We start from the raw sequence: 25738 nt of genomic DNA, 5'->3' as shown, positions 1-25738 counted from the left end.
CCCCCGCCATGACCGCCCGCTCCGCGCCCGACCGGCTGCTGTCCGTGCTCGCCGCGTTCGACCACGCGCACCCGGCGCTGACCCTGACCGACATCAGTCGGCGGGCGGGGCTGACGCTCACCACCGCGCACCGGCTGGTGACCGCCCTGACCGCCTGGGGCGCGCTGGAGCGGGACGCGTCCGGTACGTACCACGTCGGGCTGCGGCTGTGGGAGGTCGCGGCGCTCGCCCCGCGCGGCCTGGCCCTGCGCCAGGCCGCGCTGCCGTATCTGGAGGACCTCTACGAAGCCACCCACGAGAACGTGCAGTTGGCGGTCCGGGACGGCTCCGAGGTCGTCTACACCGAGTGGCTGTCCGGGCATTCCGCGGTCGGGGTCCGCATCCGGGTGGGCGCCCGCTGGCCGCTGCACGTCACCGGGGTCGGTCTGGTCCTGCTGGCGCACTGCTCTCCCGAGGTGCAGGAGACCTACTGCGAGGGCCCGTTGACGGCCTGTACCGACCACACCCTCACCGATCCGGCCCGGTTGCGCCGGGTGCTCGCCGACGTGCGGCGCACCGGCGTCGCGGTGAGCAGCCGCCAGGTCACCGACGACGCCCTGTCGGTGGCCGCGCCGGTGCGCGGGCCGGACGGCACGGTGGTCGCGGCCGTGTCGGTCGTCGTGCCCTACGCCGAAGCGGAGGTCCCGGTCCTGGCACCGGCGGTCCGGCTCGCGGCCCGGGGGATCTCACGGGCGCTCGGCTGGCGGCCCGTCTGACCTGAGGCGGTGAGCCGCGGAAGCGGTTCACGGCGTGAACACACCCGCGCGGCAGGGACTTTCCCTGCTTTGACTCTTGACGACCGGGGCACCGAGGAGCACATTGACGGCACTTTGAGAGCGCTCTCAAACACCGGGGCGCTGTCGAAGGCACCCGCGCACGACCACTCCGTACCCGAGAGGCTCCCCACCATGAGCGACACCTCCGGCACCCCACCTCGCAGACGGCGCTCCCCGCTGCGGGCGCTCGGCGCCGTCGTCGGCACCCTCGGCCTCGCGGCGGCCGCCGCCGTCGCCTCCCCCTCCGCGAACGCCTCCGCGCCCACCCCTGCGGCGGGGTGGTCCCAGGTCTTCCTCGACGACTTCACCGGCGCCGCCGGCACCGGCGTCTCCACCTCCAACTGGCAGTACGCCACCGGCACCTCGTATCCGGGCGGGCCCGCCAACTGGGGCACCGGAGAGGTCGAGACGATGACGAACAGCACGAGCAACGTCTCGCTCGACGGCAACGGCAATCTGCGCATCACCCCGCTGCGGGACTCGGCGGGCCGCTGGACCTCGGGCCGTATCGAGACCAACCGCACCGACTTCCAGCCCCCGTCCGGCGGCAAGCTGCGGGTCGAGGCCCGCATCCAGATGCCCAACGTGACCGGCACCGCCGCCGAGGGCTACTGGCCGGCGTTCTGGACGCTGGGCGCCCCGTACCGCGGCAACTACCAGAACTGGCCCGGCGTCGGCGAGCTGGACATCATGGAGAACGTCCAGGGGCTGAACAAGGTCTGGTCGACGATGCACTGCGGCACCAGCCCGGGCGGCCCGTGCAACGAGACCACCGGCATCGGCAACTCCACCGCGTGCCCCAACACGACGTGTCAGTCCGGCTTCCACACCTACACCATGGAGTGGGACCGCTCGGTGACCCCCGAGGCGATCCGCTTCCTGGTCGACGGCGTCACCTTCCACACCGTGACGGCGGCTCAGGTCCCCGCCGCGACCTGGAACGACGCGACGAACCACGGCTTCTTCATCATCCTCAACGTGGCCATGGGCGGCGGCTTCCCGGACGCGTTCGGCGGCGGTCTGGACGGCGACACGCGCTCGGGGGTGCCGATGGTCGTCGACTACGTGCAGGTCCTCCAGGCGGCCGGCGGCGGGGGCGGCACCACGCCTCCGCCGACCGGCGGCCGCGACGCCTACGCCACCGTCCAGGCCGAGTCCCACGACGGCCAGTCCGGTGCCGTCACCGAGACCACGACCGACACCGGCGGCGGCCAGGACATCGGCTCCCTCGCCAACGGCGACTGGGCGCTCTACCGCGGCGTGAACTTCGGTTCCACGGCGGCCCGGCAGTTCGTCGCCCGGGTGGCGAGCGGCGCGGCCGGCGGGGTGAGCGGCCTGGTCGAGGTGCGCCTGGACAGTCGTAGCGCCGCGCCCGTGGGGAGTTTCGCGGTGGCCAACACGGGTGGCTGGCAGTCGTGGCGGACGATCCCGGCGAACATCACCGCGGTGACCGGAACGCACGACGTCTATCTCACCTTCACCAGCGGACAGCCCGCCGACTTCGTGAACGTGAACTGGTTCACCTTCGGCCGCTGACGGCGGCCCACCCGACCCGGCGGCGTCTCAGCGCAGTTCCGCGCGGAACGCCGCCGGAGTCATGTCCGTGTGCTGGTGGAAGAACTTGGAGAAGTTCGCCGGGTCGGGGAAGCCGACCGCGGCGCCGACCCTGCCGATCGGCAGCTCGGTGTGGGCGAGGAGCCGCTTCGCCTCCAGGACGACCCGCTTGTCGATGAAGCCCTTGGGTGTCTCGCCGGTCGCCGCGCGCACCGCGCGCACGAGGGTGCGGCGGGAGTAGCCGAGCGCGTCGGCGTACGCGCTGACGCTGTGGTTGGTTGCGAAGTCCCGTTCCACCGCCTCCCGGAAGAGGGTGAACGTGGTGTCGGCCTGACGGCGGGCCGCCTCCGGCGAGCTGGTGGCGAGGTGCCCGAGGCGCAGCAGAAACGCCGTCAGGCAGTGCCGCAGCACGGCGGTGTGCAGGGTCAGGGGCAGGGTCGCGGTGGCGGTGTCGTCGTACTCCTGCCGCAGGTGCGTCAGGGCAGCGCGCAGGCCGGCCGACTGGGCGTCGTCGGGATGCAGCAGCGGCGGCAGGTCGTAGCGGTACAGGCCGGTGGCCTCGACCGTGGTGCGGGGCAGGAAGCCGGGCTGCATGGTGAGGACGGTTCCGCGGTACTCGCTCGTCCTGGAGAAGCGGTGGACCTGGCCCGGACGGATCCACAGGACGTCACCGGCCGTCGCCTCGTACTCGGCGAAGTCGACCATGTGACGGACGGGGCCGTCGGTGAACAGCAGGACGATGTGGAAGTCGATCCGGTGCACACGCTCCAGCGGCGCGTCGGCGTGCCAGGTACGGCCGGGGCCCATCGGGCCGACCTGCATGCCGACGCCGCCGGCACTGAGGCCGACCGGGAAGGGGAACGTCCTGATCCCGTCGCCGTCTTCGACGGTTGTGTCCGCCATGTCCGTCTCGTGCCGCCTCGATCGTGCCCGGCGCCGCCGGGGTGTCCCACTTTCACCACAGCCTGACACACGAGGACCTTCCCCCGAAAAAGTCAGACTTTTACTCTTGAACACATCAGACCAGCCAGTTCCCTCTCACCGAGGATTTCTTGAAGATGAGCACGCAGACACCGGACAGCATGGAGTGGACCGAACTCGACCGGCGTGCCGTCGACACGGCACGGCTGTTGGCCGCTGACGCCGTGCAGAAGGTGGGCAACGGCCACCCCGGCACCGCGATGAGCCTCGCACCGGCCGCGTACACGCTCTTTCAGAAGGTGATGCGACACGATCCGGCGGACCCGGAGTGGACCGGCCGTGACCGGTTCGTCCTCTCCCCCGGCCACACCTCGCTGACCCTGTACACACAGTTGTTCCTGGCCGGCTACGAGCTGGACCTGGACGACCTCAAGGCGTTCCGCACCCACGGTTCGAAGACGCCGGGCCATCCCGAGTACGGACACACGGCCGGGGTGGAGACCACCACCGGGCCGCTCGGCCAGGGCCTCGCCAACGCCGTCGGCATGGCGATGGCCGCCCGCTACGAGCGCGGCCTGTTCGACCCCGAGGCGCCGGAGGGCACCTCGCCGTTCGACCACACGATCTGGGCGATCGTCTCCGACGGCGACCTCCAGGAGGGCGTCTCCGCCGAGGCCTCCTCGCTCGCCGGCCACCAGCGGCTCGGCAACCTGGTGCTCCTCTACGACGACAACCACATCTCCATCGAGGGCGACACCGCGACCGCCTTCTCCGAGGACGTCCTGAAGCGGTACGAGGCCTACGGCTGGCACGTGCGGCGGATCGAGCCGCAGGAGAACGGCGACGTCGACGTGCACGCCCTGTACGCGGCGCTGACGGCGGCGCGGGCCGAGACGGCACGCCCGTCGATCATCGCGATGCGCACGGTCATCGCCTGGCCCGCGCCGAACGCGCGGAACACCGAGGCCTCCCACGGCTCCGCGCTCGGCGACGGCGAGGTGGCCGCCACCAAGCGCCTCCTGGGCTTCGACCCGGAGCGGTCCTTCGAGGTCCCCGACGACGTCCTCGCCCACACCCGCGCCGCCCTCGACCGGGGCGCCGAGGCCCACGCCGCCTGGGACAAGCGGCTCGGCGTGTGGCGCGGCGCGCAGCCGGAGCGGGCCAAGCTGTTCGACCGGGTCCTCGCGGGTCAGCTCCCCGAGGGCTGGGAGAACCACCTCCCGGTCTTCGAGGAGGGCGAGGCGCTCGCCACCCGAGCGGCCTCCGGGAAGGTGCTCCAGGCGCTCGGCCCGGTCCTGCCGGAGCTGTGGGGCGGCTCCGCCGACCTGGCGGGCTCGAACAACACCACCATCGACAGGACCTCGTCGTTCCTGCCGCAGGGCAACCCGCTGCCCGGGGCGGACCCGTACGGCCGCACGGTCCACTTCGGCATCCGCGAGTTCTCGATGGCCGCCGAGATGAACGGCATCGCCCTGCACGGCAACACCCGCGTCTACGGCGGCACCTTCCTGGTGTTCTCCGACTACATGCGCAACGCCGTCCGCATGTCGGCGCTGATGCAGCTGCCGGTGACGTACGTGTGGACGCACGACTCCATCGGCCTCGGCGAGGACGGCCCCACCCACCAGCCGGTCGAGCACCTGGCCTCGCTGCGCGCCGTCCCCGGCCTGAACGTCGTACGCCCCGCCGACGCCAACGAGACGGCCGTCGCCTGGGCGGAGATCCTCCGCCGGCACGGCACCCGCCCGGCCCCGCACGGCCTGGCCCTCACCCGGCAGGGCGTGCCGACGTACGCGCCGAACCCGGACGCGGCGAAGGGCGGCTACGTCCTGAAGGAGTCCTCGAAGGACACCCCGGACGTCGTCCTGATCGCCACCGGCTCCGAGGTGCACCTGGCCGTCGCCGCGCGGGAGGCGCTGGAGGCCGAGGGGATCGGCGCCCGGGTGGTGTCGATGCCGTCGGTGGAGTGGTTCGAGGAGCAGTCGCGCGAGTACCGCGACAGCGTCCTGCCGCCGTCGGTGAAGGCCCGGGTCGCCGTCGAGGCGGGCATCGGCCTCACCTGGCACCGCTTCGTGGGGGACGCGGGACGCATCGTCTCCCTGGAGCACTTCGGCGCCTCCGCCGACGCCGGGATCCTGTTCGCCGAGTTCGGCTTCACGCCGCAGAACGTCGCCGCCGCCGCCCGGGAATCCCTGGCCGCCGCCCGCGGTTGATCCGATCGCCAGAAAGAAGATGATCACAGTGACCGAAGCAACCGCTGCCGCGGGAGCCCTGGAGCGCCTCTCCGCCGAGGGCGTCTCGATCTGGCTGGACGACCTGTCCCGCGAGCGGATCACGTCCGGCAACCTCGCCGAACTCGTGGCCACGAAGCACGTCGTCGGGGTGACCACCAACCCGTCGATCTTCCAGGCCGCCATCGGCTCCGGCGAGGGTTACCAGGAGCAGCTCGCCGACCTCGCCGTACGGGGTGTCACGGTCGACGAGGCCGTCCGGATGATGACGACCGCGGATGTGCGCGCGGCCGCCGACATCCTGCATTCCGTATACACGGCCACAGGTGGCCGGGACGGCCGGGTCTCGATCGAGGTCGATCCCCGTCTCGCCCACGAGACCGCGGCCACGATCGCCGAGGCCAAGCAGCTCGCCTGGCTCGTCGACCGCCCCAACGTCATGATCAAGATCCCGGCGACGAAGGCCGGCCTCCCGGCGATCACCGAGGTCATCGGCCTCGGCATCAGCGTCAACGTCACGCTGATCTTCTCGCTGGAGCGCTACCGCGAGGTCATGGACGCCTACCTGGCGGGTCTGGAGAAGGCCGCCGCGCGGGGCGTCGACCTGTCGACCGTCCACTCCGTCGCCTCCTTCTTCGTCTCCCGCGTCGACGCCGAGATCGACAAGCGCCTCACCGTCCTCGGCACGGACGAGGCGCTCGCGCTCAAGGGCCGGGCCGCGCTCGCCAACGCCCGGCTGGCCTACCAGGCGTACGAGGAGACCTTCGCCGGAGACCGCTGGACGGCCCTCGCCGGGGCGAAGGCCAACAGGCAGCGCCCGCTGTGGGCATCCACCGGTGTGAAGGATCCTGCCTACAAGGACACGCTGTACGTCGACGGACTCGTGGCGCCCGGCACCGTCAACACCATGCCGGAGGCCACGCTGAACGCCACCGCCGACCACGGCGCCGTCACCGGCCCCACGGGCGCCGGCGGCTACCCGCAGGCCCGCGCCGACCTCGCCGCCGTGGAGGCGCTCGGCATCTCCTACGAGGAGGTCGTCACCCGGTTGGAGGACGAGGGCGTCGCCAAGTTCGCGGTGGCGTGGCAGGACCTTCTGGACGCGGTCACAAAGTCGCTCGACATCGGGGCAGTAGACACCGAGGGATCCGACACCAAGGGAGTTGACACGGAATGAGCACTGCCGGCACTGACGCCGCCTGGGACAACCCGTTGCGGGATCCCCGCGACCGGCGCCTGCCCCGCATCGCCGGCCCGTCCGGACTCGTCATCTTCGGCGTGACCGGCGACCTGTCCCGCAAGAAGCTGATGCCCGCCGTCTACGACCTCGCCAACCGCGGCCTGCTCCCGCCGGGCTTCTCGCTCGTCGGCTTCGCGCGCCGCGACTGGGAGGACCAGGACTTCGCGCAGGTCGTCCACGACGCGGTGCGCGAGCACGCGCGGACGCCGTTCCGTGAGGAGGTCTGGCAGCAGCTCGCCGAGGGCATGCGGTTCATCCCCGGCGACTTCGACGACGACACGGCGTTCAAGCAGCTGCGCGACGCCGTCGAGGAGCTGAACCACTCGCGGGGCACCGGCGGCAACTACGCCTTCTACCTGTCCGTACCGCCGAAGTTCTTCCCCAAGGTCGTCGAGCAGCTCAAGAAGCACGGGCTGGCGAACGCGCCGGACGGATCGTGGCGACGGGCGGTCATCGAGAAGCCGTTCGGGCACGACCTGGCGAGCGCGCGGGAGCTGAACGCGATCGTGCACGACGTGTTCGAGCCCGACCAGGTGTTCCGCATCGACCACTACCTGGGCAAGGAGACCGTCCAGAACATCCTGGCGCTGCGTTTCGCCAACCAGATGTTCGAGCCGATCTGGAACCGGTCCTACGTGGACCACGTCCAGATCACGATGGCCGAGGACATCGGCATCGGCGGCCGGGCCGGCTACTACGACGGCATCGGCTCGGCGCGTGACGTCATCCAGAACCACCTCCTCCAGTTGATGGCGCTCACTGCGATGGAGGAGCCCGCCTCCTTCGACGCGGCCTCGCTGCTGACCGAGAAGCTGAAGGTCTTCAAGGCCGTGAAGCTGCCGGAGGACCTCGGCCGGCACACCGTGCGGGCGCAGTACGCGGGCGCCTGGCAGGGCGGCGAGAAGGTGCGCGGATATCTGGAGGAGGACGGCATCGACCCGGCCTCCACGACGGACACCTACGCCGCGGTCCGGCTGAACGTCGACAACCGCCGCTGGGCGGGCGTGCCGTTCTACCTGCGCACCGGCAAGCGCCTGGGCCGCCGGGTCACCGAGATCGCGGTCGTCTTCCAGCGGGCGCCCCACTCCCCGTTCGACTCCAACGCCACCGAGGAACTCGGCGCCAACGCGATCGTCATCCGGGTCCAGCCCGACGAGGGCGTCACGGTCCGCTTCGGCTCCAAGGTGCCGGGTACCTCCATGGAGATCCGGGACGTCACGATGGACTTCGCGTACGGCGAGTCCTTCACGGAGTCCAGCCCGGAGGCGTACGAGCGCCTCATCCTGGACGTGCTGCTGGGCGACGCCAACCTGTTCCCGCGCCACCAGGAAGTGGAAGAGTCCTGGAGGATCCTCGACCCGGTCGAGGAGCACTGGGCGCGGCACGGCAGGCCCGCGCAGTACACCTCGGGCAGCTGGGGACCCGAGGAAGCCGACGAGATGCTCGCACAAGACGGACGGAGCTGGCGCAGGCCATGAAGATCGACCTGACCGACACCACGGCAAGCAAGATCAACAAGGCGCTGGTGCAGGGTCGCCGCGCCATCGGCACACCGGCCGTGGGCATGGTCCTGACGATGGTGATCGTCACGGACGAGGAGAACGCCTACGACTCGATCAAGGCGGCCGAGGAGGCCTCGCACGAGCACCCCTCGCGCACCCTGGTCGTCATCAAGCGGCACGCCCGCACTCCCCGCGAGCGCACCCAGTCGCGCCTCGACGCCGAGGTCCGGGTGGGGTCCGAGGCCGGCACCGGCGAGACGGTGATCCTGCGCACCTACGGCGAGGTGTCCGAGCACGCCGACTCCGTCGTGCTGCCGCTGCTGCTGCCGGACGCGCCGGTCGTCGTCTGGTGGCCGGTGGACGCGCCGCACAACCCGGTCAAGGATCCGCTGGGCGCGCTGGCCCAGCGCCGGATCACCGACATGTACGCCGTCGAGCGGCCCCTCCAGGCACTGGAGGCGCGCGTGAGGTCGTACGCCCCCGGCGACACCGACCTGGCGTGGACCCGGCTGACGCCGTGGCGCTCCATGCTGGCGGCGGCGCTGGACCAGGCACGGATGCCGATCGTCTCGGCGGCCGTGGAGAGCGAGGCGGACAACCCGAGCGCCGAGCTGCTCGCGCGCTGGCTGGAGGCCCGGCTGAAGGTGTCCGTCGAGCGGGTGGAGACCGCGGGCCCGGTGGTCACGGCCGTCCGGCTCGGCACCGACAGCGGCGAGATCGTCATCGACCGCCCCGAGGGCCCGCTGGCCACGCTGTCCCTGCCCGGCCAGCCCTCGCGCACCCTCGCGCTGAAGGTCCGCCCCACCTCCGAACTGATCGCCGAGGAGCTGCGGCGCCTCGACGCCGACGAGATGTACGCCGTCGCCCTGCGCGGCGAAGGCACCAAGGAGACCCCGTCCCATGTCTGAGACACCCCTGCTCACGCGGCGGCCCGAGTGGGCCGCGCTGGAGGACCACCGCGCCCAGTGGCAAGCGCGTCTGCGCGAGCTGTTCGCGACGGACCCCGGGCGCGCCGAACGCTACGTCGTGCGCGTCGGCGACCTGCGGATCGACTACTCCAAGCATCTGATCACCGACGAGACGCTCGCGCTGTTGCGTGAGCTGGCCGTGGCCACCGATGTCTTCGGGCTGCGGGACGCGATGTTCCGCGGCGAGAGGATCAACACCACCGAGGACCGGGCGGTGCTGCACACCGCGCTGCGCGCTCCGCGTGAGGCGGTGATCGAGGTCGACGGGGAGAACGTCGTGCCCCAGGTGCACGCCGTGCTGGACCGGATGGCCGATTTCGCCGGCCGCGTGCGTTCCGGCGAGTGGACCGGCCACACCGGCAGGCGCATCCGCAACGTCGTCAACATCGGTATCGGCGGCTCCGACCTGGGCCCCGCGATGGCGTACGAGGCGCTGCGCGCGTTCACCGACCGCGACCTCACCGTCCGCTTCGTGTCGAACGTGGACGGCGCCGACCTGCACGAGGCGGTACGCGACCTCGACCCGGCCGAGACACTGTTCATCGTGGCGTCCAAGACGTTCACCACCATCGAGACGATCACCAACGCCACCTCCGCCCGCAGCTGGCTGCTCGACGGCCTGGGCGGGGAGGACAAGGCGGTCGCCAAGCACTTCGTCGCCCTGTCGACGAACGCCGGGAAGGTCGCCGGCTTCGGCATCGACCCGGAGAACATGTTCGCGTTCTGGGACTGGGTCGGCGGCCGCTACTCCTTCGACTCGGCGATCGGTCTCTCCCTGATGATCGCCATCGGCCCCGACCGCTTCCGCGAGATGCTGGACGGCTTCCACACGGTCGACGACCACTTCCGCACCGCGCCCGCCGAGGCCAACGCCCCGCTGCTGCTGGGCCTGCTGGGCATCTGGTACGGCAACTTCTTCGACGCCCAGTCGCACGCGGTGCTGCCGTACAGCCACTACCTGTCGAAGTTCACCGCCTATCTCCAGCAGCTCGACATGGAGTCCAACGGCAAGTCGGTGGACCGTGCGGGACGGCCCGTGGAGTGGCAGACCGGGCCCGTGGTGTGGGGCACGCCGGGGACCAACGGGCAGCACGCCTACTACCAGCTGATCCACCAGGGCACCAAGCTGATCCCGGCCGACTTCATCGGCTTCGCCCGCCCCGTCGGCGGACTGAGCGACGAACTCGCGGCCCAGCACGACCTGTTGATGGCGAACTTCTTCGCGCAGACGCAGGCGCTCGCCTTCGGCAAGACCCCCGACGAGGTACGCGCCGAAGGAGTCCCCGAGGAACAGGTCGCGCCCCGCACCTTCCAGGGCAACCACCCGACGACCACGATCCTCGCGGCCGAACTGACCCCGTCGGTACTCGGCCAGCTCATCGCCCTGTACGAGCACAAGGTGTTCGTCCAGGGCGCCGTCTGGGACATCGACTCCTTCGACCAGTGGGGCGTCGAGCTGGGCAAGGTCCTCGCCAAGCGCGTCGAACCCGCCCTCACCCAGGGCGCCGACGTCCCCGGCCTCGACACCTCCACCACCGCCCTCGTGGCCGCCTACCGTGAACTGAAGGAAGTGCACTGACATGCAGCTGGGTCTGATCGGTCTCGGCAAGATGGGCGGCAACATGCGCGAGCGGATCCGCCGCGCGGGCCACACCGTCGTCGGCTACGACCGCAATCCCGACCTCTCCGACGTGAGTGGTCTCGCCGAACTCGTCGAGAGCCTCGAAGCGCCGCGCACGGTGTGGGTGATGGTCCCGGCCGGTGCGCCCACGCAGTCCGTCGTCGACGAGCTGGGCGACCTCCTGGAGGCCGGCGACACCGTCGTGGACGGCGGCAACTCCCGCTGGACGGACGACGAGAAGCACGCCGCCGAGCTGGGCGCCAAGGGCATCGGCTTCGTCGACGCCGGCGTCTCCGGCGGTGTGTGGGGTCTGGAGAACGGTTACGCGCTGATGGTCGGCGGCGAGAAGGAGCACGTCGACCGGCTCCGCCCGATCTTCGACGCGCTCAAGCCGGAGGGCCCGTACGGCTATGTCCACGCGGGCAAGGTCGGCGCCGGCCACTTCTCCAAGATGGTCCACAACGGCATCGAGTACGCCATGATGCAGGCCTACGCCGAGGGCTGGGAGCTGCTGGAGAAGGTCGACTCGGTGACCGACGTCCGCGAGGTGTTCCGCTCCTGGCAGGAGGGCACGGTCATCCGGTCCTGGCTGCTGGACCTGGCGGTCAACGCCCTCGACGACGACGAGCACCTCGACAAGCTGCGCGGCTACGCCGAGGACTCGGGCGAGGGCCGCTGGACCGTGGAGGCCGCCATCGACAACGCGGTGCCGCTGCCGGCGATCACGGCCTCGCTGTTCGCGCGGTTCGCCTCCCGTCAGGAGGACTCGCCGCAGATGAAGATGATCGCGGCGCTGCGCAACCAGTTCGGCGGCCACGCCGTCGAGTCGGCGAAGAAGTAGGCCCGGCCGTGGGGGATCTCCTTCTGGTCCGCCATGGGGAGACGGAGTGGAGCGCGTCGGGGCAGCACACCAGCTGGACCGATCTGCCGCTCACCACGCGCGGCGAGGAACAGGCCAAGTCCCTCGCTCCACTCCTCTCCGGCCGGCCCTTCTCGCTCGCCCTGACCAGCCCGTCGCGCCGCGCGGTCCGCACCGCCGAACTGGCGGGAGTCACCGGGGCCGTACCCGAACCCGACCTGCGGGAGTGGGACTACGGCGCCTACGAGGGCGTCACCACCGTCGAGATACACCGCACCCGGCCCACCTGGGACCTGTGGACGGACGGCGTGCCGCCCGGCCCCGAGGGTCATCCCGGCGAGTCGCCGCAGGAGACCGGAGCGCGCGCGGACCGCGTGCTGACCCGGGTGGACGCGGCACTGGCGGGTGGCGAAGGCGACGTCGTCCTTGTCGCCCACGGCCACTTCCTGCGGGTCCTGACGGCCCGTCGGCTCGGACTGCCGCCCGCCGACGGGCGGTTGTTCCAGCTGGCCACGGGCACGGTCAGCCGGCTGTCCCGGGAGCACGGACGGCCCGTGATCGCCGAGTGGAACGTCCGCGCCTAGCCGGACGACATCACACGAAGGGCCCGCCGGAGTCGCGGCCGACGAGGATCGACGATCCGACATCGGCCGGACAGCGCCTCCGGCGGGCCTTCGCCATGCGGCACGGACCGGGCGGCCGCCGTCCAGGGCGCAGCCGAGGACGGACCCGGACGGCATCGGCCTCGTCCGCCCGGAGGGACCTAGCCGCCGTCGGCCACCTTCGGGATGCCGTACGCGCGCTCCACCCGGAGGCGCACCACCAGGCGGCGGTCGCGGACCATGGCGGCGCGGTAGTCCTCCCAGTCGGGGTGTTCGCCGACCACCTCGCGGTAGAGGCGGACGAGTTCCTCGACCGTGTCGTCGTAGGGGTGCGCGGCCACGGGTGAGAGTTCGGCGGTGCCCTCGACGACCGTGTAGGCGCGGCGGTCCGGGGTGGACACGTGGTACGAGGCGCGGGGGTCGCGGCGCAGGTTGCGGGTCTTCGCCCGGTCGCCGGTGACGGAGATCCGGACGACGCCCTCCTCGGGGTCGTAGTGGTGGCTGACGTTCGACAACTGCGGTCGGCCGTCCCGCTTGAGGGTGACCAGTACCCCGCCGTGGCCGTCGGAGAGCAGGGCGAGCAGTGCGTGCCGTGTGTCCGGTGTCATCTCGGGACAACGGGCGGGGGACCCGTCCGCATTCCCCGCGCCGGAGCGGCGCTCCCGCACACCCGGACCCAGCGAGTAGACAGTGTCTACGCCCAGCTGGTAGACACTGTCCATGAGCGATGAGGAGAAGGCCGGACAGGACCTGCGGGTCCGACTGGTCGACGTCGGTGTGGACCTGCTGGCCCGGGAGGGCGTCGGGGCGCTGACCCTGCGGGAGATCGCCCGCCGGGCGGGTGTCTCGCACGGGGCGCCCCGCCGCCACTTCCCCACCCACCTGGAGCTGCTGTCGGCCATCGCCCGCAGGGGCTTCGCCGAACTCGCCGACCGGGTGGCGACGGCGCGCGGGGACGGCACCGCGCCCCCGCGCGAGCAGGTCGTCGAACTGGGCAGGGTGTACCTGGAGTTCGCCTTCGACAACACCGGCATGTACGAGCTGATGTTCCGTCACGACCTGTTGCGCAGCGGCCATCTGGGGCTCAGGGACACCAGTCTGCCGCTGTTCGGGGTGCTGGTGGAGCTGGTCGGCCGGGTCCGGCCGGACGCCGACGCCCGCGCCGTCACGGCGGCGCTGTGGGCGAACCTGCACGGCATCGCCCAGCTGTGGAGCTGGGGCAGCCTCCAACTCGCCACCGGCAGCGAGGACGTCGTACCGCTGCTGCGGACGGCCGTCGACGCCCATCTGGGTCGGGGGGCCCGCCGGTGAAGCGTCCGCCGACGCTGGCGAGCAGTGTCGCCGGCGCCATGGTCGTCGCCCTGGACGGCACCGTCCTCACCGTCGCCCAGCCCACCCTGCAACGTGACCTGGACGCGTCCTTCGCCGAGGTCCAGTGGACCAGCACCGGGTATCTCGTCGCCGTGGCCGCCCTGTTGGTTTTCGCCGGGCGGCTCGGTGACCGCTACGGCCACCGGCGCGCGTTCGCCGTCGGCATGCTCGGCTTCGGGGCGACCTCGGCGGGCATCGCCGTGGCGCCGAGCGTGGGCTGGGTGATCGGACTGCGGGTGGTGCAGGGCGTGTTCGGGGCGCTGTTGCAGCCCGCGACGCTCGGCATGCTGCGCTCCGCCTACCCGCCGGAAGGACTGCGCCGGCCGATCGCCGCACGGACGGCCGCGATCGGGCTGGCGGCGGCGGCCGGGCCCGTGCTGGGCGGGGCGTTGACGACCGGCTTCGGGTGGCGGGCGGTGTTCCTGCTCAACGTGCTGCCCGCGCTGGCGTTCGGCGCGCTCGCCCTCGCCTCCGAGCGGCGGGAACGTCCACCGGCGTCGCCGGCCCTCGCCCTGGACGTGCCGGGCGCCCTCTGGCTCGCGGTGGTCCTGGCCTCCCTGGTGCACACCCTCGTCGCGCCCTCCGGCGTCACCGGCGCGCTGGGGGCCCTGACGGCCGTCGTCGCCTGCGCCGGCTTCGTCCGCCACGAGCGCCGCGCCCCGGCACCGCTGGTGCCGCCCGCCGTCCTCGGCTCCCCGGCCGTCGGGGCGGCCCTGGCCCTGCTGGTCACCGCCTCGGCGGTCCTCAACGGCTCCCTCTTCGCCTGCGTGTACGTCCTCCAGGACGACCTGGGCCTCACCCCGCTGCGCACGGCCCTCGTCAGCCTCCCGCTGGCCGCGTCCCTGGTGGCCGCGGCGCCGGCGTCGGCCGTCCTGCTGCGCCGGGCCGGTGCCCGTCCCACCGTCACGGGGGCGATCGCCCTCCTCGCCGTCGGCATCCTCACCCTCTCCGCCGCCCCCGGCACGGCCGCCTTCTGCGCCGGGTTCGCCCTGGTGGGCGCCGGATTCGGCACGGTCATGGTCGCGGCCACCCATGTCGTCGTACGGCAGGCTCCCGTGGAGTCGGCCGGTGTGGCGGGCGGATTGCAGCAGACGGCGATGAACGTGGGGCCGGTCCTCGGGGTGGCGTCGGCGACCGTGCTCATGGACGCGGCCGGGACCAGGTCGCCGCTCGTCGTGCTCGCCGTGGTGGCCGCCGCGGCGCTGCCGTTGTGCCGTCCGCTTCCGCGCCGGTCCCGGACGGTCCCGGACGGACGGCCCCGGTCGGGCGTTCCCACCGCCGTCGGGGCCGCCCCCTCCCGGTCCCTTCCGCGACCTCGTCCCGCCCCTCCCCGGTCCCTCCCGCAGCCTCGTCCCGCCGGTCCCGGCGACGCGCCGCACACCGTTCCCCCTGTCGAAAGGGGTTCCTTCGGGCCGTCACTGGGCGACGATGAAGTCTGAGGTCGTTCCGGCGGGGTATGCCGGACCGCACCTCGATCGAACGCACCGGAGGAGAGCGATGGCACAGCTTCGGCAAGAGGTCGACCCCACCGAGGTCGGGCTGGACGCGAAGGCGCTGGACCGCCTCGACCAGCATGTCGCCCACTACGTCGACGAGGGCCGGCTCCCCGGCTTCCTGGTGTCCGTCGCCCGCGGCGGCCGGATCGCGCACCTCACCGCGCACGGCCGCCGCGACATGGCCGCCGGGCTCCCCGTCGAGTCCGACACCCTGTGGCGGATCTACTCCATGACCAAACCGGTCACCTCGGTCGCTGCGCTGATACTGGTGGAGGAGGGTCGGCTCTCCCTCGACGACCCGGTGGCCGCCCACCTCCCGGCCTTCGCCGAGCCACGCGTCTACGTCGGCGGCTCCGGCCCGTCCCTCGAGACCCGGCCGCTCGGGCGGCCGCTGCTCGTGCGGCACCTGATGACCCACACCGCGGGCCTGACCTTCGCCTTCTACCACTGCCACCCCGTCGACGCCCAATACCGGGAGGCCGGGCTGGAATCGGCGGTGCTGCCCGGTTCGGACCTGGCCGGGACCGTCGAGGCGTACGCGCGGCTGCCGCTCCAGTTCGAGCCGGGCACGCAGTGGAACTACTCGGTGGCCACCAACGTCCTGGGCCGCATCATCGAGGTCGTCTCCGGCCGTCCCCTCGACGAGTTCCTCGCCGAACGGATCTTCCACCCGCTCGGCATGCCCGACGCCGGCTTCCAGGTCACCGGCGACCAGGCGGGCCGGCTGGCCGAGCTGTACGGCGGCACCGAGGACGGCGGGATCGAACCGATCGCGGGGCTGCCGCTGTCCGGGCGGCCCCGGTTCCTGTCGGGCAGCGGCGGTATGGTCGCGACCGCGTACGACATCCACCGGTTCACGGAGTTGCTGCGCCGCCGCGGCGAACTCGACGGGACACGGCTGCTGAAGCCTGAGACCGTGGACCTGATGACACGCAACCACCTGCCGGGCGGCGCCGACCTGCGCACGGTCGGCAGCCGCCCCGCCCACGACGAACCCGGCAACGACGGTGTGGGGTTCGGCCTCGGCGTCTCCGTGGTGATCGACCCCGACCGCACCCAGGCCCCCTCCGGGCTCGGCACGTACGGCTGGAGCGGCGTGGCCACGACGACGTTCTGGGTCGACCCGAGCCGCGATCTGACCGTGCAGTTCTTCACACAGGTACGGCCGAGGAAGTCGCTGAAGCTCTACCCCGACCTCAAGCGGCTGGTCCACGAGGCGGTCACGGACTGACCGGGCGGGCCGCCGTCGCCCGGCCCGTCACCCACCCCGCCGGTCGGCACCCCGCTGTCGGCGCCCTGCCGGCCCAGCACCTCGCCGGTCGGCGCCCTGCGGGTCGGCGCCCTGCCGGTCGGCGTGTGCCGGTCATGGCCCCGACCGGCACACGCCCCGACCCTCACCGGCTCGACCTGCACCGGCTCGGACCGTCATGGCCCCTGCCGTCATGGCCCCTGCCGTCATACGCCTTGGCCGTCGCGGCCCCTGCCGTTCCGGCCGCCCCTGCGGCCTGCTCGGGAGCCGTTCCGGTAGGGGCCGTTCGATGGGGCCGTACGGTCACGGCCAGCGGCCGCCCGGTGCGGGCCGCGTGGTGAAGGGCGGTCCGGTGAGGGCCGCGCGGTCAGGACCAGTGCGCCACCGCGTCCAGGTGCGGCAGGCGGTGGTCCAGCCGCTCACGCTTGGTGCGCAGATACGTGATGTTGTTCTCGCACGGCTCTATCAGCAGCGGCACCTCCTCGGCGACCTGGATGCCGTTGTCGATCAGAGCCTCCCGCTTGCGCGGGTTGTTCGACATCAGGCGGACGGAGCGCACGCCCAGATCGCGCAGGATGTCGGCGGCAACCTTGTAGTCCCGCGCGTCCACCGGGAAGCCCAGCGCGACGTTCGCCTCCACGGTGTCCAGACCCTCCGCCTGGAGCGCCATCGCCCGCAGCTTGCCCAGCAGCCCGATGCCCCGGCCCTCGTGCCCGCGCAGGTAGACGACGATGCCCCGGCCCTCGGCGACGACGGCCCGCAGCGCGGACTCGAGCTGATCGCCGCACTCGCAGTGCTGCGAACCGAACGCGTCACCGGTGAGGCATTCCGAATGCAGCCGGGTCAGCACGTTCTCGGGGCCCGGCTCGCCGTACACCAGGGCCACCTGCTCGTCGCCGCGGTCGTGGTCGAGGTAACCGATCGCCTGGAATTTGCCGTACACGGTGGGCAGCGGTGCATTCACCACGCGTTCCACACCGGTGCGCTGGGAGGACTTCTTGCCGAGCACGCCAAATTTGTCTGTCATGATCTGGTTCCTAAGCAGAGACGAAAGGCCGGGAAAAGATGAGTGGTTCGGAAATGCGGACGGCGGCGTACGGAATCATGCCCGCGGACACCAGCGAGGACGTGCGGTCGCGCGGCGCGGAGCTGCCGGTCCAGGTGGCGGTGCTGCCCGTCGGAAGCTTCGAACAGCACGGACCGTACCTGCCGTTGGCGACCGACACGCTCGTCGCCTGCGCGATAGCGCGGGAGATCGCCGCCGCGTACCCGGTGCACCTCCTCCCTCCGGTGACCATCGCCTGCTCGCACGAGCACGCGGACTGGCCGGGAACCGTCAGCATCTCCGCCGTCACCCTTCACGCGGTGGTACAGGACATCGCGGCCTCACTGCGCCGCTCGGGCGTCGAGGCCCTGGTGCTGGTCAACGGACACGGCGGGAACTACGTCCTGGGCAACGCCGTCCAGGAGTCCTCCGCCCGCGGCGAGCGGATGGCGCTGTTCCCGGCCCCGGAGGACTGGGAGACCGCCCGGCAGCGGTCCGGGGTGTCGACCTCCCTGCTCACCGACATGCACGCCGGGGAGATCGAGACCTCGATCCTGCTGCACACCCACCCCGAACTCGTCCGGCCCGGTTACGAGTCGGCCGATTTCACCGCGGACGACCGTCGCCATCTGCTCACGCTGGGAATGTCCGCCTATACCGATTCGGGCGTCATCGGCCGTCCCTCCCTGGGGTCCGCGGAAAAGGGGAAGGAACTCCTGTCGAGCCTGGCGGATTCCTTCGGGACGTATTTCTCGATACTGACGACCGGGACCACCGCGGAGGATTCCAAGGACGATCCCGCGTAACGGTCGCCGCGGCGCGCCGTGTCCGGTACGACGCTGTCGGCCGCGGACCCGGCGCGGTGCCCCTCGGGCGCGTGACCGGGTGCCGGGTGCGGAACGGGGCTGTCCGGCGCCGTCCGCCCGTCCCGATCCGCATCCCGATCCCTGTCGGCCTCCGCATCCGTGTCCCGCCTCCGAGCGCCGTCGCGGCCGCCCAGTCCCGTGTACCAGCGGGCGACGAGCACGACCAGGCCCGGCAGCGCGGCCGCGAAGCTGAGCATCCCGTAGACGACGGCGACCGCGAGGCCGGTGCCCGCGCCGAGTCCGGCCGCGCCGAACGCCCAGGCGGTGACGCCCTCGCGGGGTCCCCAGCCGCCGACGTTCAGCGGCACGCCCATGGCGAGCAGCGCGAGGACCGCCAGCGGCAGCAGGGTGAGCACCGGGGCGCCTGAGCCGGCCGCGCGGGCGGCCACGACGAACGTGGCGAGGTGCCCGGCCAGGACGACCGCCGACGACAGGGCGACGCCGGCTGCGTTGCGTCGGGACAGCAGCCCCGCGCGCGCCTCGGCCAGCGCCTTCCGCGTCCGTCCGCCCCGGCCGGACGCCGGGGAGTTCCTCCGCACGGCGCGTACGGCGGCGAGCGTGGCGAGCGCGCCGAGGCCGGCCGCCGGCGCGAAGTGCCGCACGTCGCCCATGACCGGGGACGGCAGGGTCAGCAGGATCGTCACTCCGGCGACGGCCAGCACGAGTTGTCCCGCCGTGCGCTCCAGGACGACGGCCCGTACGCCGCGTCCGACGTCACCGGCGCTCTGCCCGTGGCGCACGGCGCGGTGCACGTCCCCGAGGATGCCGCCGGGCAGCGCCGCGTTGAGGAACAGGGAGCGGTAGTAGTCGGCGACGGCGGGGCCCAGGGGCAGTCGGATGCCCAGTCCGCGGGCCACCAGCGCCCACCGCCACGCGCTGAACACGGTGGTGACGGCACCGATTCCGAGACCGAGCAGCAGGGTCGGGGCGTCGATCCGCCGCAGCCCGTCCAGGACGGGGCCGGTGCCCGTCCGCCACAGCAGGACACCGAGGATCACGACCCCGGCGAGGGGGCCGACGTGGGAGCGCAGCGCCGCGAACCGGGAACGGGCGGCGGGCCGCGCGGCCCGCGACTCGGTCACGGTCGCGCCGGTACGGGCCTCGGAGACGGCGGGGCCGGAACGCGCCGGGGAATCCACGGCCGCCGTACGGGCCGCGGGGACGGACGTACCCGCCCGTGTCGCGCCGTCGTGCCGGGACCGTCGTACGGCCGTCCGCGCACGCGGCGCCGGTGACGCCGCCGGGACGCGCGCGCCCACCGTCTCCGTGCCCATCAGACGCCGCCGGTGGGCCGGGCGAGGGCGAGGAGGTCGTTGTGGTGGACGGTGACGTGGAGTTCACCGGCCGCGCAGGCCGCCAGCCGGGCCGCGAGGTAGGTCCCGGCGCGGGCGGCGAGGTCGGGGCGCTCCTCGACGGCGGCGCCGACCCAGCCGCGCAGCCACTGGGCGGTGAGCGCGGCCTCGTCGGGGCCGAGCCGCCAGGCGCTGGGGTGCACCGCCACGGTCGCGCCGTGGCCGGCGAACGCCTCGCAGGCCGCGTCGACCGCGTCGGGGCCGAGGAGGCCGCCGCGCCGCTGGTGGTCGTCGAAGGCGGCGGCGATCTCCTCGTCCATCGGGTCCTCGGCGCTCAGTTCGACGCGCCCGGCGACGGAGAGGGTCAGCAGGGCGGGGCAGCCGGCGCCCGCACAGGCGGCGGCGAGGGTGTCGACCTCCTCGCGGGTGAGGACGTCCAGCAGTGCCGACGCGGTGACCAGCGAGGCGCCGGCCAGGGCGTCCGGGGTGAGCCGGGCGACGTCGCCGCGGCGGGTCTCGACGGTGACCCGGCTGCCGTCGGCGGCGGCCCGCGGGGAGCCGGCGGCCGCGAAGTGCAGCAGGTAGGGGTCCCGGTCGTGCAGGATCCAGTGCTGGGGACCGTCCAGGCGGGGGGCGAGCCAGCGGCCCATCGAGCCGGTGCCGCAGCCCAGGTCGTGCACGACGAGCCCGCCGGTGCGGCCGGGCAGGTTGGCCAGCCTTATGCGCAGCGGGTCCAGCAGGTCGTTCGCCCGTGCGGCGGCGTCGGCGGGCTCGCGCAGCCGCAGCCACTCGGGGGCGTAGCGGGGCGGTTCCTGGGCCGCGCCGTCCTCGTCCCGCAGCCGTACGGTCGGCCGCTCGCCGGGGCGGGTCACCGGGCCGGCGCCTTCGATGACACCGGTTGTCTGCGTCTCCATGTCCGAGGACACCTCCCGAGGTCCGGGCTGGGCCGGAATCCGTCCGATCCGCCGTGCCAGGTCGGCCGGCGTCACCGTGGTCTTCCTCATGCCGCCCTCCGGGGTTCCCCGGGGAGCCGGCCGAGGACGCCGGCGAGGCGCTGGGCGGTGCTCGCCCAGCCGTTGAGGGCCGCCCGCCGGCCTCGCGCGGCCGCCTTGAGCCGGCGCCGCACGTCGGCCTCGCCGAACCAGCCGCGCAGTTCCGCGGCGAGGGCGGCCGGGTCCTCCGGCGGCACGAGGATGCCGGGGACACCGCCGTCGGGGGCGCGGCCGACCGCCTCGGGCACGCCGCCCACGTCGGTGGCGAGGACGGGGATGCCACGGGCGAGGGCCTCGGTGACGGCCATGCCGTACGTCTCGGCGTAGGAGGTGAGGACCATCAGGTCGGCGGAGGCGTAGGCGGCGTCGAGCTGGGCGCCCGCCTTCGGACCGGCCAGCTCCAGCCGGTCCTGGAGGCCGTACTTGCCGATGAGGCCGCGCAGATGGGCCACGTACTCCGGGTCCTGGCCGAGGCCGCCCACGCAGGAGCAGGTCCACGGCAGGTCGGTCACCGCGGCGAGCGCCTCGATCAGCCGGTGCTGGCCCTTGCGGGGAGTCACGGCCGCCACGCACAGCAGGCGGGAGACGCCGTCGGTGCCGGAGGCGAGGGGGGCGATGTCGGCGCCGGGCGCGGCCTCGTGCACCTTCTCCGGCGCGAGGCCGTGGTGCGAGACGAGGCGGCGGACCGCCCAGTCGCTGGTGGCGATGACGGCGGGGACGGCACGCAGCACCGTCCGCTCCGTGGCGTCGAGTTCGGCGGCGAGCGCCGGGTCGAGGCCCGTCTCGTCACCGAGCGGCAGGTGCACCAGGACGGCGAGCCGCAGCCGTTCCGCCTCCGGTACGACGATCTCCGGGACGCCGCAGGCCACCAGCCCGTCGAGCAGGACGACGGTGCCGTCGGGCAGGTCGCGCAGCGTGCGGGCGAGTTCGGCGCGGGCGGCGGCCCGCGGACGGGGCCACTCGCCGGACACTAGGTGCTTGTGGACCTGCCAGCCGAAGCCGGGCAGGTCCAGGCAGACACGGCGGTCGTAGGCGTTGCCGCCACTGGGATTCGCCGGGTCGTCGACGCCGCCGGGCATGACGAAGTGCACGGAACGCAGGGACATGGGGATGATCCCCCCGGTCTTCCTCGGGCTCGCCGGCTGCGCGGGCAGGTAGGCGAGCGGTGCCTTTTCCATCGTCACGTCGGTCACAGCGCACGCTCGTAACTCGCCCAGGCGACGTGCGACTCGTGCAGGGTGACGGAGAGGGCGGCGATGCCAAGGGCGCCCTCGCCGAGCGCGCCCTTGTGGATCCGCTCGGCGAGCCGGTCGGCGATCACCTTGGCGAGGAACTCGGTGGAGGTGTTGACGCCGGCGAAATCGGGCTCGTTGTCGAGGTTTCTGTAGTTCAGCTCGCTGACTACGGCGCCCAGTTCCTGGGTCGCCAGGCCGATGTCGACGACGATGTTGTCGTCGTCGAGCTGCTCGCGACGGAAGGTGGCGTCCACGAGGAACGTCGCTCCGTGCAGGCGCTGAGCTGGTCCGAAGACCTCACCGCGGAAACTGTGGGCGATCATGATGTGATCGCGGACCGTGACACTGAACAACGGACGACCCTCCAGGTGCGGCGCGTCTGGTCCCCCGGCCATCGGCCGCCGGGGGATGCCGTGTAGTACGGCTCCTGCCTTCCCCGTGTTCAGCCGACTCTCACTCTTTTCTCAGGTCAGGCGCTTTTCTCGTAGGCGACCCGGTGGCACAGGGCCGGAATCGCCCCGCTCACGAGCCGGGGCATCACCTCCGGCAACTCGTCGAAGGCGCTCTCGCCGGTGACGAGGGCGTCGAGCGCGGGGTCGGCGAGGAGTTCCAGGGCGAGGGCGAGCCGGTCGGCGTAGTCGCGGTTCGCGCGGCGCGGCGAGACGGTGCCGACCTGGCTGCTGCGGATGACCAGCCGCCGGGAGTGGAAGGCCTCGCCGAGCGGCAGGGAGACCTTGCGGTCGCCGTACCAGCTCAGTTCGAGGACCGTGCCCTCGGCGCTCAGCAGCTCAAGGGAGCGGGCGAGGCCCTGCTCGGTGGCGCTGGCGTGCACGACGAGGTCGCAGCCGCCCAGCGCCTCCTGGGGGGAGGCGAAGCCGACGCCGAGCGCCTCGGCGATCTCCGCCCGCGCCGGATCGGCGTCCACCAACTGCACGCGCACGCCCGGGAAGCGGCGCAGCAGCGCGGCCACCGAGCAGCCGACCATGCCGCCGCCGACCACGGCGATCCGGTCGCCGACCAGAGGTGCCGCGTCCCACAGCGCGTTCACGGCCGTCTCGACCGTGCCGGCCAGGACGGCCCGGCCGGCGGGCACCGAGTCCGGTACGACGGTGACGGCGCTCGCCGGGACGACGAAGCGGGTCTGGTGCGGGAACAGCGAGAAGACGGTACGCCCGACCAGATCCCCCGGGCCCTCCTCCACCACCCCGACGTTGAGGTAGCCGTACTTCACGGGTGCCGGGAAGTCGCCCTCCTGGAACGGCGCCCGCATCACCGCGTGCTGGCTCTCGGGGACCCCGCCGCGGAAGACCAGGGTCTCCGTGCCGCGGCTGACGCCGGAGTACAGCGAGCGGACGACGACCTCACCCTGCGCCGGGTCCGGCAGGGTCACGTCACGGATCTCGCCATGGCCGGGCGAACCGATCCAGAACGCACGTGCGGTGCGGTTCATCGGCGTCCTCCTGAACGTTCGGGAACTGGCTCACGTACCGAGGTGTGCACAGGTCGCGCACAGTACGCGGCCTTGATCGACTCTGTCACCTGGCCGGAGGATGTGCGGTGGCCCTGAACAACACTTACGACGCAAGGCTGGTCCAGCAGGAGCCCGCTGTGGGAGCGGGCGTGCAGGTCCTGGTGCTGGCCCTGCTCGGCACGGCGATCGGCATGGGCCCGGCGGGCTGGGTGACCGGCCTCGTCTTCGCCGTCGCCACCTGGGCGGTGCTCTCACGGGCACTGCACCGCTCGGGTCTGCGCACCTTCGGCCCGGCGAACCGGGTCACCCTCGGCCGGGCCACCCTGGTCGGCGGGGTGACGGCGCTGGTGGCGGACTCCTTCGTGAGCGCGCCCCCGGTGTCCCTGCTGGTCGGCCTGACGGCCGTGGCCCTGCTGCTGGACGGCGTGGACGGCAAGGTGGCACGACGCACGGGCACGTCGACGGCCCTGGGCGCACGTTTCGACATGGAGGTCGACGCGTTCCTGATCCTCGTGCTCAGCGTGTACGTCTCCACGGCCCTCGGCCCCTGGGTCCTCCTGATCGGCGCGATGCGCTACGCCTTCGTCGCCGCGGCCCGCGTGGCCCCGTGGCTCAACGCCCCCCTCCCCCCGAGCACGGCCCGCAAGACGGTCGCCGCGATGCAGGGCATCTGCCTCCTCGTCGCCGGCGCCGGCCTGCTCCCCCACGCCGGAAACTTCGGGGTGGCCCTGCTGGCGCTGGCGCTCCTGCTGTGGTCGTTCGGCCGGGACGTGCTGTGGCTGTGGCGGGAGTCCCGGATACCGGCAGGCGCGCAGGCGCAGCCGGGCACGAGGACGGATGTGAAGGCGGACGTGAAGGCGAAGGCGGCGCCGACGGGGACGAGGCTCGAACTGGAACTCCAGCTGAGGCTGGAACTGGCCGGACACTAGGGTCTTCGTTCGGATCGGCCCGGATCAGGGGGCAGGGTCTCGTGCCGTGCATCGCAAGGCGGAGCAGGGAGTCAGGGCGGAGCCCTGGAGACCCACGGCAACGCGGCGGGGGTGCGGTGCCGACCCCGCGACCCCGGCCTGATCCGCACGAGAGGCCCTGGCCGCGTGACACGACATCGAGGGGCCCGGTCCGCCCACCTGGCGGATCCGGGCCCTCGTCGCGTGCGGGGGCGGCGTCGCTGGCAGCGGGTTCCAGCGGTGGGCGTCCGGGGCGGGTGTGTGTGGGGGGTGGTTCGCCGGTCGCCCGGCGCGAGGCAGGGGACCGATCCGCCGGTCGCCCGGCGCGAGGCAGGGGACCGATCCGCCGGTCGCCCGGCGCGAGGCACGGGACCGATCCGCCGGTCGCCCGGCGCGAGGCACGGGACCGATCCGCCGGTCGCCCGGCGCGAGGCACGGGCCACTGGTCGTCCCGCACAGGTCCCCCCTCCCGGCCGCTGGTATCGGCTCCCTGCCTCGTAGGGCTGCTCGGTTCGAGGCCAGCTCTCTGGCCAGTGGGCGGGACCCGGGGGCTCGTGCCGGGTGACCAGTGGCCGGGGTCGGGGACCAGTGCGAGAGATCACCGGCACCCCAGGCCGGCTCCCCGCCCGGTCCCGCTCCCGCCCGCTCCCCTTCGCTCCTCCCGTCTCCTCCGCCACCTCGGCAGCTACTCGATTCCCGTCGCGTCGATGAGCCGGACCAGGTCTCTGCGCCCATAGCCGAGCAGACGGGCGCGATGAGCGGCCATCAGCACGAGCTGCGCGACAGTCTTCGCCGGGTGCCCGTCCGTGTCGCCTCCGAGCCACTCCTGCGGTTTCTCGACGCCCAGGCTGTTCATCGCCAGCCCGTACTCGCGCCGGATCTCCGCGACGGTCCCCGCGACCGCGTCCAGGAGCGTTCGCCCAGGCCGCTCGCATTCCAGGGCGAGGCAGCCCCGGTCGACCGGTAGGCACCCCTCCGGCGGACGCGCCCGCAGGTCCGCGTACCGCTCGTCCCCGAAACCGGCGGCCTCGAACTCCTCGTGCAGGAGGGAGAACCGGTGGCAACCGGGTGGAACGGGAGGCGGCGGAGGCGTGTACTCCCACCCGGCGTCCTCGTACAACCGCCGCTTGACCTCTTCCGCGTCGGCGTGGGTCACGGTGAGACCGGACCCCTCGTTCCGGCCGGTGGTCGTGCCGTCCGGGTTGCGATGGAAGGTCAGAGTCATGTGTGCCCCCGTGGTGTTCGCGATCAATGCGACGAACACGACCAGGACGCGCTCGTCGACGGATCAAACGGACCGCCGGTCCGCACCGTGCCCACACCAGGAAGCCTCACCCGAACGTGTGACCAACCCCTGGCGCGGGCATCCCGGGTCTCGGCCCGCCGACACGGCGCGGTCGCTCCGCCGGCACCGACCCGCGAGGGTGACAGCACGCTACTTGGCAATGGGCGGTCTCCCGG

22 protein-coding genes and 1 pseudogene are annotated in these 25738 nt (G+C 72.7%); 14 read left to right on the top strand and 9 right to left on the bottom strand.

The genetic code is table 11. The features are described 5' to 3' along the window. Nucleotides 1–8: 8 nt before the first annotated feature. Both ACFYO5_RS13605 and ACFYO5_RS13600 read left to right on the top strand, forming a co-directional pair. A complete protein-coding gene (locus tag ACFYO5_RS13605; RefSeq protein WP_388708080.1) occupies nt 9–755 on the top strand; it encodes an IclR family transcriptional regulator in 747 nt (248 codons plus the stop codon). A 192-nt stretch (nt 756–947) separates the two neighbouring features. Beyond that, nucleotides 948–2351, top strand: a complete 1404-nt coding sequence (locus ACFYO5_RS13600) for a glycoside hydrolase family 16 protein (protein WP_388708077.1) — start codon at nt 948–950, stop codon at nt 2349–2351. 27 nt (nt 2352–2378) lie between these two features. On the opposite strand, the gene ACFYO5_RS13595 is transcribed toward ACFYO5_RS13600, so the two are convergent. Beyond that, on the bottom strand, nt 2379–3272 hold the full coding sequence (locus tag ACFYO5_RS13595; protein WP_356569663.1) for an AraC family transcriptional regulator: 894 nt from the start codon (nt 3270–3272) through the stop codon (nt 2379–2381). A 155-nt stretch (nt 3273–3427) separates the two neighbouring features. Here ACFYO5_RS13595 and tkt point away from each other — a divergent pair, with 155 nt between their 5' ends. Genes tkt through ACFYO5_RS13560 form a run of 7 tightly spaced genes read left to right on the top strand, consistent with a single transcriptional unit; the run spans nt 3428 to nt 12295 of the window. Beyond that, a complete protein-coding gene (gene tkt / locus ACFYO5_RS13590) occupies nt 3428–5503 on the top strand; it encodes a transketolase (RefSeq protein ID WP_388708074.1) in 2076 nt (691 codons plus the stop codon). Nucleotides 5504–5522: 19 nt separating this feature from the next. Next, the gene (tal, locus tag ACFYO5_RS13585) at nt 5523–6698 is read left to right on the top strand and encodes a transaldolase (protein ID WP_388708071.1); all 1176 of its coding nucleotides are present in this window, start codon (nt 5523–5525) and stop codon (nt 6696–6698) included. Next, nucleotides 6695–8239, top strand: coding sequence for a glucose-6-phosphate dehydrogenase (gene zwf, locus ACFYO5_RS13580; RefSeq protein WP_356569669.1), 1545 nt, complete (start codon nt 6695–6697; stop codon nt 8237–8239). The genes tal and zwf overlap by 4 nt, the downstream gene beginning before the upstream one ends. Beyond that, nucleotides 8236–9171, top strand: a complete 936-nt coding sequence (opcA, locus tag ACFYO5_RS13575; protein WP_356569671.1) for a glucose-6-phosphate dehydrogenase assembly protein OpcA — start codon at nt 8236–8238, stop codon at nt 9169–9171. The genes zwf and opcA overlap by 4 nt, the downstream gene beginning before the upstream one ends. Further along, nucleotides 9164–10810, top strand: a complete 1647-nt coding sequence (pgi, locus tag ACFYO5_RS13570; protein ID WP_388708066.1) for a glucose-6-phosphate isomerase — start codon at nt 9164–9166, stop codon at nt 10808–10810. Before opcA ends, pgi begins: the two co-directional genes overlap by 8 nt. 1 nt (nt 10811) lies before the next feature. Next, entirely contained in the window at nt 10812–11693 is an 882-nt protein-coding gene (gnd, locus tag ACFYO5_RS13565; RefSeq protein WP_388708063.1) for a phosphogluconate dehydrogenase (NAD(+)-dependent, decarboxylating), read from the top strand. An 8-nt stretch (nt 11694–11701) separates the two neighbouring features. After that, nucleotides 11702–12295 carry a histidine phosphatase family protein gene (locus ACFYO5_RS13560; RefSeq protein ID WP_388708060.1) on the top strand — a complete coding sequence of 198 codons (594 nt, stop codon included), beginning with the start codon at nt 11702–11704 and terminating at the stop codon, nt 12293–12295. A gap of 179 nt (nt 12296–12474) precedes the next feature. Here ACFYO5_RS13560 and ACFYO5_RS13555 read toward each other — a convergent pair whose 3' ends face one another. Beyond that, entirely contained in the window at nt 12475–12921 is a 447-nt protein-coding gene (locus ACFYO5_RS13555; protein WP_356561719.1) for a PPOX class F420-dependent oxidoreductase, read from the bottom strand. A 112-nt stretch (nt 12922–13033) separates the two neighbouring features. On the opposite strand from ACFYO5_RS13555, the gene ACFYO5_RS13550 reads away from it, so the two are divergent. The 3 genes from ACFYO5_RS13550 to ACFYO5_RS13540 are packed head-to-tail and all read left to right on the top strand — an operon-like array spanning nt 13034 to nt 16411. Next, nucleotides 13034–13624: a TetR/AcrR family transcriptional regulator gene (locus ACFYO5_RS13550; RefSeq protein ID WP_356561717.1), complete on the top strand. Its 591-nt coding sequence runs from the start codon at nt 13034–13036 to the stop codon at nt 13622–13624. Nucleotides 13625–13662: 38 nt separating this feature from the next. After that, a complete protein-coding gene (locus tag ACFYO5_RS13545) occupies nt 13663–15123 on the top strand; it encodes an MFS transporter (protein ID WP_388709223.1) in 1461 nt (486 codons plus the stop codon). Nucleotides 15124–15181: 58 nt separating this feature from the next. Further along, on the top strand, nt 15182–16411 hold the full coding sequence (locus tag ACFYO5_RS13540) for a serine hydrolase domain-containing protein (RefSeq protein ID WP_388708057.1): 1230 nt from the start codon (nt 15182–15184) through the stop codon (nt 16409–16411). 385 nt (nt 16412–16796) lie between these two features. On the opposite strand, the gene ribA is transcribed toward ACFYO5_RS13540, so the two are convergent. Beyond that, nucleotides 16797–17456: a GTP cyclohydrolase II gene (gene ribA, locus ACFYO5_RS13535; protein ID WP_356561713.1), complete on the bottom strand. Its 660-nt coding sequence runs from the start codon at nt 17454–17456 to the stop codon at nt 16797–16799. Nucleotides 17457–17494: 38 nt separating this feature from the next. Between ribA and ACFYO5_RS13530 the strand changes: the two genes are divergently transcribed. Then, nucleotides 17495–18280, top strand: a complete 786-nt coding sequence (locus ACFYO5_RS13530) for a creatininase family protein (RefSeq protein ID WP_356561711.1) — start codon at nt 17495–17497, stop codon at nt 18278–18280. 245 nt (nt 18281–18525) lie between these two features. Here ACFYO5_RS13530 and ACFYO5_RS13525 read toward each other — a convergent pair. From ACFYO5_RS13525 to ACFYO5_RS13505, 5 genes and pseudogenes are all read right to left on the bottom strand, one after another. Continuing rightward, nucleotides 18526–19614, bottom strand: a pseudogene (locus ACFYO5_RS13525) (lysylphosphatidylglycerol synthase transmembrane domain-containing protein); the annotation flags it as partial. Further along, on the bottom strand, nt 19614–20636 hold the full coding sequence (locus ACFYO5_RS13520; protein ID WP_388708052.1) for a trans-aconitate methyltransferase: 1023 nt from the start codon (nt 20634–20636) through the stop codon (nt 19614–19616). The gene ACFYO5_RS13520 and the pseudogene ACFYO5_RS13525, both read right to left, overlap by 1 nt. Beyond that, on the bottom strand, nt 20633–21817 hold the full coding sequence (locus tag ACFYO5_RS13515) for a glycosyltransferase family 4 protein (RefSeq protein WP_356561707.1): 1185 nt from the start codon (nt 21815–21817) through the stop codon (nt 20633–20635). Before ACFYO5_RS13515 ends, ACFYO5_RS13520 begins: the two co-directional genes overlap by 4 nt. Continuing rightward, nucleotides 21814–22212 (bottom strand): 6-pyruvoyl tetrahydropterin synthase family protein, encoded by a 399-nt coding sequence (locus ACFYO5_RS13510; protein ID WP_388708049.1) that lies wholly within the window; start codon nt 22210–22212, stop codon nt 21814–21816. Before ACFYO5_RS13510 ends, ACFYO5_RS13515 begins: the two co-directional genes overlap by 4 nt. A 116-nt stretch (nt 22213–22328) precedes the next feature. Beyond that, nucleotides 22329–23309: a zinc-binding alcohol dehydrogenase gene (locus ACFYO5_RS13505; protein ID WP_388708046.1), complete on the bottom strand. Its 981-nt coding sequence runs from the start codon at nt 23307–23309 to the stop codon at nt 22329–22331. Between the two features lie 107 nt (nt 23310–23416). Here ACFYO5_RS13505 and ACFYO5_RS13500 point away from each other — a divergent pair, with 107 nt between their 5' ends. Then, nucleotides 23417–24259, top strand: coding sequence for a CDP-alcohol phosphatidyltransferase family protein (locus ACFYO5_RS13500; RefSeq protein WP_388708043.1), 843 nt, complete (start codon nt 23417–23419; stop codon nt 24257–24259). Nucleotides 24260–24962: 703 nt separating this feature from the next. On the opposite strand, the gene ACFYO5_RS13495 is transcribed toward ACFYO5_RS13500, so the two are convergent. Beyond that, nucleotides 24963–25502, bottom strand: a complete 540-nt coding sequence (locus ACFYO5_RS13495) for a hypothetical protein (RefSeq protein ID WP_388708040.1) — start codon at nt 25500–25502, stop codon at nt 24963–24965. Nucleotides 25503–25738 lie beyond the last annotated feature (236 nt).

It is taken from the genome of Streptomyces sp. NPDC006259, from assembly GCF_042870975.1.
In the GTDB taxonomy this organism is placed as follows: domain Bacteria; phylum Actinomycetota; class Actinomycetes; order Streptomycetales; family Streptomycetaceae; genus Streptomyces.
This window is presented reverse-complemented; position numbering and strand designations above follow the sequence as displayed.

Bases quoted from the DNA above. Each gene is read 5' to 3' on its own strand.
- ACFYO5_RS13605 (WP_388708080.1), top strand. From the start codon at position 9: ATGACCGCCCGCTCCGCGCCCGACCGGCTGCTGTCCGTGCTCGCCGCG.
- ACFYO5_RS13600 (WP_388708077.1), top strand. From the start codon at position 948: ATGAGCGACACCTCCGGCACCCCACCTCGCAGACGGCGCTCCCCGCTG.
- ACFYO5_RS13595 (WP_356569663.1), bottom strand. From the start codon at position 3,272: ATGGCGGACACAACCGTCGAAGACGGCGACGGGATCAGGACGTTCCCC.
- tkt (WP_388708074.1), top strand. From the start codon at position 3,428: ATGAGCACGCAGACACCGGACAGCATGGAGTGGACCGAACTCGACCGG.
- tal (WP_388708071.1), top strand. From the start codon at position 5,523: ATGATCACAGTGACCGAAGCAACCGCTGCCGCGGGAGCCCTGGAGCGC.
- zwf (WP_356569669.1), top strand. From the start codon at position 6,695: ATGAGCACTGCCGGCACTGACGCCGCCTGGGACAACCCGTTGCGGGAT.
- opcA (WP_356569671.1), top strand. From the start codon at position 8,236: ATGAAGATCGACCTGACCGACACCACGGCAAGCAAGATCAACAAGGCG.
- pgi (WP_388708066.1), top strand. From the start codon at position 9,164: ATGTCTGAGACACCCCTGCTCACGCGGCGGCCCGAGTGGGCCGCGCTG.
- gnd (WP_388708063.1), top strand. From the start codon at position 10,812: ATGCAGCTGGGTCTGATCGGTCTCGGCAAGATGGGCGGCAACATGCGC.
- ACFYO5_RS13555 (WP_356561719.1), bottom strand. From the start codon at position 12,921: ATGACACCGGACACACGGCACGCACTGCTCGCCCTGCTCTCCGACGGC.
- ACFYO5_RS13550 (WP_356561717.1), top strand. From the start codon at position 13,034: ATGAGCGATGAGGAGAAGGCCGGACAGGACCTGCGGGTCCGACTGGTC.
- ACFYO5_RS13545 (WP_388709223.1), top strand. From the start codon at position 13,663: ATGGTCGTCGCCCTGGACGGCACCGTCCTCACCGTCGCCCAGCCCACC.
- ACFYO5_RS13540 (WP_388708057.1), top strand. From the start codon at position 15,182: ATGGCACAGCTTCGGCAAGAGGTCGACCCCACCGAGGTCGGGCTGGAC.
- ribA (WP_356561713.1), bottom strand. From the start codon at position 17,456: ATGACAGACAAATTTGGCGTGCTCGGCAAGAAGTCCTCCCAGCGCACC.
- ACFYO5_RS13530 (WP_356561711.1), top strand. From the start codon at position 17,495: ATGAGTGGTTCGGAAATGCGGACGGCGGCGTACGGAATCATGCCCGCG.
- ACFYO5_RS13520 (WP_388708052.1), bottom strand. From the start codon at position 20,636: ATGAGGAAGACCACGGTGACGCCGGCCGACCTGGCACGGCGGATCGGA.
- ACFYO5_RS13505 (WP_388708046.1), bottom strand. From the start codon at position 23,309: ATGAACCGCACCGCACGTGCGTTCTGGATCGGTTCGCCCGGCCATGGC.
- ACFYO5_RS13495 (WP_388708040.1), bottom strand. From the start codon at position 25,502: ATGACTCTGACCTTCCATCGCAACCCGGACGGCACGACCACCGGCCGG.